Source organism: Rhodanobacter sp. B04, assembly GCF_002001125.1.
GTDB lineage: Bacteria > Pseudomonadota > Gammaproteobacteria > Xanthomonadales > Rhodanobacteraceae > Rhodanobacter.
This window is the reverse complement of the sequence record NZ_MUNV01000027.1, coordinates 1-5,663: the sequence shown is the minus strand read 5'-3', so window position 1 is coordinate 5,663 and position 5,663 is coordinate 1. Positions and strand designations below refer to the sequence as shown.

Sequence of the window (5,663 nt, the reverse complement as noted above, 5' to 3'; positions counted from 1 at the left end):
CGCCAAGACGAAGGCCTGTCCGGGTGGGAAGGCCTTCGTGGATGAGTTGCGTGACAGAGATCTGTTGCTGCTAGCGAGCGGTCGATCGGCGCCGGTAGAGCCGGCCAAGAAAAAACCCCCACCGTTTCGGGTGGAGGTTTCTGGGATAAAGCCCCTGGCGGTGACCTACTCTTGCATGGCAAAGCCACACTACCATCGGCGCATGCGCGTTTCACTTCTGAGTTCGGGATGGGATCAGGTGGTACCACGCCGCTATGGCCGCCAGGGAAGGGGTTGAAGCAGCGCATGGCGCGCCGGCTTCAGTCTGGATGAAGCCCTTTGGAAGAGTCCGCCAGGGATGGCGGGTTTTGCTCTTCGCGAAAAGGACTTCGCGTCAAATAAGACGTAAACGAGTGACAAGCGTCGAGGTGAATTCGAATCGGGACGTCGCTAAGGAACGAAGCGTCTTGGGGTTATATGGTCAAGCCTCACGGCTCATTAGTATCAGTTAGCTCAACGCATTGCTGCGCTTCCACACCTGACCTATCAACCACCTGGTCTTGATGGTGCCTTAAGGAGAGTCAAGCTCTCGGGAGATCTCATCTTGGGGCGTGCTTCCCGCTTAGATGCTTTCAGCGGTTATCACTTCCGTTCATAGCTACCGGGCAATGCCATGGGCATGACAACCCGAACACCAGCGGAACGTCCACTCCGGTCCTCTCGTACTAGGAGCAGCCCCCCTCAAATCTCCAACGCCCACGACAGATAGGGACCGAACTGTCTCACGACGTTCTGAACCCAGCTCGCGTACCACTTTAAATGGCGAACAGCCATACCCTTGGGACCGGCTACAGCCCCAGGATGTGATGAGCCGACATCGAGGTGCCAAACACCGCCGTCGATATGAACTCTTGGGCGGTATCAGCCTGTTATCCCCGGAGTACCTTTTATCCGTTGAGCGATGGCCCTTCCATACAGAACCACCGGATCACTATGACCTACTTTCGTACCTGCTTGATCCGTCGATCTCGCAGTCAAGCACGCTTATGCCATTGCACACAGTGCGCGATGTCCGACCGCGCTGAGCGTACCTTCGTGCTCCTCCGTTACTCTTTGGGAGGAGACCGCCCCAGTCAAACTACCCACCATACACGGTCCCTGATCCGGATTACGGACCTAGGTTAGAACGTCAAGCACTTCAGGGTGGTATTTCAAGGATGGCTCCACGCAAACTGGCGTCTGCGCTTCAAAGCCTCCCACCTATCCTACACAGAAGAACTCAACGTTCAGTGTAAAGCTATAGTAAAGGTTCACGGGGTCTTTCCGTCTTGCCGCGGGAACGCTGCATCTTCACAGCGAATTCAATTTCACTGAGTCTCGGGTGGAGACAGCGCCGCTGTCGTTACGCCATTCGTGCAGGTCGGAACTTACCCGACAAGGAATTTCGCTACCTTAGGACCGTTATAGTTACGGCCGCCGTTTACTGGGGCTTCGATCAAGAGCTTCGCCTTGCGGCTGACCCCATCAATTAACCTTCCAGCACCGGGCAGGCGTCACACCCTATACGTCCACTTTCGTGTTTGCAGAGTGCTGTGTTTTTGATAAACAGTCGCAGCGGCCAGGTTACTGCGACCCATCAACGCTCAGTCACGCACGTGACCACGTCGATGGGCGCACCTTCTCCCGAAGTTACGGTGCCATTTTGCCTAGTTCCTTCACCCGAGTTCTCTCAAGCGCCTTGGGATTCTCACCCTGCCTACCAGTGTCGGTTTACGGTACGGTTTTTCCATAGCTGAAGCTTAGTGGCTTTTCCTGGAAGCGTGGTGTCAGTCACTTCGCCCAATAGGGCTCGTCTCGGTGCTCGGCATAAAGCATCCCGGATTTGCCTAAGATGCATGCCTACCTCCTTTCCCCGGGACAACCAACGCCCGGTAGACCTAACCTTCTCCGTCCCCACATCGCACTATGGAAAAGTGCAGGAATATTAACCTGCTTCCCATCGACTACGCATTTCTGCCTCGCCTTAGGGGCCGACTCACCCTGCGCCGATTAACGTTGCGCGAGGAAACCTTGGGCTTTCGGCGTGGGGGCTTTTCACCCCCATTATCGTTACTCATGTCAGCATTCGCACTTCCGATACCTCCAGCAGACTTTACAATCCACCTTCACAGGCTTACGGAACGCTCCTCTACCGCGTACACATAAATGTGCACACCCCGAGCTTCGGTGCATAGCTTAGCCCCGTTAAATCTTCCGCGCAGACCGACTCGACCAGTGAGCTATTACGCTTTCTTTAAAGGGTGGCTGCTTCTAAGCCAACCTCCTGGCTGTCTATGCCTTTCCACATCGTTTTCCACTTAGCTATGACTTTGGGACCTTAGCTGCGGGTCTGGGTTGTTTCCCTTTTCACGACGGACGTTAGCACCCGCCGTGTGTCTCCCGTGTAGTACGTGTTGGTATTCGGAGTTTGCCATGGTTTGGTAAGTCGCGATGACCCCCTAGCCATAACAGTGCTCTACCCCCAACAGTATTCGCACGAGGCGCTACCTAAATAGCTTTCGAGGAGAACCAGCTATCTCCGAGTTTGTTTAGCCTTTCACTCCTATCCTCAGCTCATCCCCATCTATTGCAACAGATGTGGGTTCGGTCCTCCAGTGCGTGTTACCGCACCTTCAACCTGGCCAAGGATAGATCACTCGGTTTCGGGTCTACTGCCAGAGACTATGCGCCCTATTCAGACTCGATTTCTCTTCGCCTCCCCTATACGGTTAAGCTTGCCACTGACAGTAAGTCGCTGACCCATTATACAAAAGGTACGCAGTTACCCTTACGGGCTTCCACTGCTTGTACGTATACGGTTTCAGGGTCTATTTCACTCCCCTCTCCGGGGTTCTTTTCGCCTTTCCCTCACGGTACTAGTTCGCTATCGGTCAGTCAGTAGTATTTAGCCTTGGAGGATGGTCCCCCCATGTTCAGACAAGGTTTCACGTGCCCCGCCTTACTCAATTTCACACCAAATGTCTTTTCGTCGACTGGGCTATCACCATCTATGGCCGGGCTTTCCATCCCGTTTGACTAAAACATAAGGTGCTTTTGGGCTAGTCCCCGTTCGCTCGTCGCTACTCAGGGAATCTCGGTTGATTTCTTTTCCTCCGGGTACTTAGATATTTCAGTTCCCCGGGTTCGCCCTGCATGGCTATGTATTCACCATGCAGTACTCCTTGCGGAGTGGGTTTCCCCATTCGGACATTGCCGGATCAAAGCTTGTTGCCAGCTCCCCGACACTTTTCGCAGGCTGCCACGTCCTTCATCGCCTCTGACTGCCAAGGCATCCACCGTATACGCTTAGTCGCTTGACCATATAACCCCAAGTCGCCTCGGGGCCGATTCCTTTGACAGAATCATGTCCAAACCACTTCGTTACTTGCCTTAACACTTGTCTCGGTTCGGTTCGAACCAAGACGCTTGTCACTCGTTTACTTGTTTTCAAAGAACATCACGCCGGCCTCAATGCCGGATGATTTCAAAATCTTGTGTGTGCAACACATCCGCGGCCAAGCTGTCAATCAGCCCTATGCCGTACCCAAGCGTGGTGGAGCCTGTCGGGATCGAACCGACGACCCCCTGCTTGCAAAGCAGGTGCTCTCCCAGCTGAGCTAAGGCCCCAAGAGATTACGCTTGGTACTTGGTGGTGGGTCTGGGAGGACTCGAACCACCGGCCTCACCCTTATCAGGGGTGCGCTCTAACCACCTGAGCTACAGACCCATAAAGCTTAGGCCGTCTAAGGCCAGCATGCTTGGTGCATGCGGATGTGCAGGTGTCTTGTGTGGACGTCTTGCGTGACGAATCACGCCGTCATTCTCGAAAGGAGGTGATCCAGCCGCACCTTCCGATACGGCTACCTTGTTACGACTTCACCCCAGTCATGAACCACTCCGTGGTCGTCGTCCCCCTTGCGGTTAGACTAACGGCTTCTGGAGCAACTCACTCCCATGGTGTGACGGGCGGTGTGTACAAGGCCCGGGAACGTATTCACCGCGGCATAGCTGATCCGCGATTACTAGCGATTCCGACTTCACGGAGTCGAGTTGCAGACTCCGATCCGGACTGGGATCGGCTTTCTGGGATTGGCTCCACCTCGCGGTATTGCAACCCTCTGTACCGACCATTGTAGTACGTGTGTAGCCCTGGCCGTAAGGGCCATGAGGACTTGACGTCATCCCCACCTTCCTCCGGTTTGTCACCGGCAGTCTCCTTAGAGTTCCCACCATTACGTGCTGGCAACTAAGGACAAGGGTTGCGCTCGTTGCGGGACTTAACCCAACATCTCACGACACGAGCTGACGACAGCCATGCAGCACCTGTGTTCCGATTCCCGAAGGCACTCCCGCATCTCTGCAGGATTCCGGACATGTCAAGGCCAGGTAAGGTTCTTCGCGTTGCATCGAATTAAACCACATACTCCACCGCTTGTGCGGGCCCCCGTCAATTCCTTTGAGTTTCAGTCTTGCGACCGTACTCCCCAGGCGGCGAACTTAACGCGTTAGCTTCGACACTGATCTCCGAGTTGAGACCAACATCCAGTTCGCATCGTTTAGGGCGTGGACTACCAGGGTATCTAATCCTGTTTGCTCCCCACGCTTTCGTGCTTCAGCGTCAGTGTTGTCCCAGATGGCCGCCTTCGCCACTGATGTTCCTCCCGATCTCTACGCATTTCACCGCTACACCGGGAATTCCACCATCCTCTGACACACTCTAGCTCGCCAGTATCCATCGCCATTCCCAGGTTGAGCCCGGGGATTTCACGACAGACTTAACGAACCGCCTACGCACCCTTTACGCCCAGTAATTCCGATTAACGCTTGCACCCTTCGTATTACCGCGGCTGCTGGCACGAAGTTAGCCGGTGCTTATTCCTCAGGTACCGTCAGCCCCGCCGGTTATTAACCGACAGTATTTCGCTCCTGATAAAAGTGCTTTACAACCCGAAGGCCTTCTTCACACACGCGGCATTGCTGGATCAGGCTTGCGCCCATTGTCCAATATTCCCCACTGCTGCCTCCCGTAGGAGTCTGGACCGTGTCTCAGTTCCAGTGTGGCTGATCATCCTCTCAGACCAGCTAGCGATCGTCGCCTTGGTAGGCCATTACCCTACCAACTAGCTAATCGCACATCGGTCCGTCCAACCGCGCGAGGCCCGAAGGTCCCCCGCTTTCTCCCGTAGGACGTATGCGGTATTAGCGTAAGTTTCCCTACGTTATCCCCCACGTCTGGGTAGGTCCCGATGCATTACTCACCCGTCCGCCACTCGCCACCCATGGTATTGCTACCACTGTGCTGCCGTTCGACTTGCATGTGTTAGGCATGCCGCCAGCGTTCAATCTGAGCCAGGATCAAACTCTTCACTTAAGTTTTCGACAACCTCACCCTTGCAGGCTCGGCCATCTATCTTTCTGAAGCGTATGTTCCCAACCAATCAAAACTCATTACTGACTTTTTACTTGGTGGGACGCTTGCATTGCTTGGACAGGTCGTAACCCATCAACACAAGACGTCCACACAATTCACCTGCGCACACTGTCAAAGATCTTTCGCTTGCATCCCGTTTCCGGTTTGCGCCCCAGAACGTTTCGTCCTAGGTGAGCCGCCCATTCTACATCGCTTTTTACGACCGTCAACACCC

The 5,663-nt window shown here is 54.6% G+C and carries 2 tRNA genes and 3 rRNA genes; all 5 read right to left on the bottom strand.

Annotated features, from left to right (window positions below):
* Positions 1-152: 152 nt before the first annotated feature.
* Positions 153-266 (bottom strand): 5S ribosomal RNA (gene rrf / locus B0E46_RS17085).
* 190 nt (positions 267-456) lie between these two features.
* Positions 457-3,338, bottom strand: a 23S ribosomal RNA gene (locus tag B0E46_RS17080).
* 231 nt (positions 3,339-3,569) lie between these two features.
* Positions 3,570-3,645, bottom strand: a tRNA-Ala gene (locus tag B0E46_RS17075).
* A gap of 23 nt (positions 3,646-3,668) precedes the next feature.
* Positions 3,669-3,745: transfer RNA gene (locus B0E46_RS17070), tRNA-Ile, on the bottom strand.
* A 99-nt stretch (positions 3,746-3,844) separates the two neighbouring features.
* Positions 3,845-5,389: ribosomal RNA gene (locus B0E46_RS17065) — 16S ribosomal RNA — on the bottom strand.
* The 16S, 23S and 5S rRNA genes sit together here with 2 tRNA genes alongside, the layout of an rRNA operon.
* Positions 5,390-5,663: the final 274 nt, after the last annotated feature.